Here is a 409-nt window from a genome sequence, read left to right on the forward strand (position 1 = left end):
GGTTCAAGTAATTGGCCATGCTTTGAGTGAAGGAGAACGTAACCACTCCACGTTTTATCCCTTGAGCCTCACAAATGCGCATCTTAGCATAGCTTTTTACTTCTTTTCCGCTTCTCTCTTCCCATTCTAAGGAAGTGCTGTAAATAGTTTCTAAGGCTTCTTTGAGGCGCTTTCTAGCTTCTTTTCTAGCGCTTGCCGTCTCAGGGTTTGGAATGCCCAGATAACCCATGTAGTCATCTAATGAAAAAGTGACTGTAGTTTGTACGCTCCCCGTATCTTTGCTTCTAAAATGGTTAACCTTTGCAAGTTCTACGGCCAAAAGGTCTAATAGCTTAACAGTTCCAACTTTAAGGCTCTTTTTATCGGAGTATTTTTCTATAAATACCTTGAAGTCCCCGTTTTCTATAGT

The 409-nt window shown here is 41.1% G+C and carries 1 protein-coding gene; it reads right to left on the minus strand.

The features are described from left to right. Positions 1–409: RepB family plasmid replication initiator protein (locus tag AC13HU_RS38260; protein WP_483046594.1), on the minus strand; the 409-nt coding region annotated here is incomplete at both ends.

The sequence above is a fragment of the Streptomyces sp. NH27 genome (assembly GCF_056859195.1).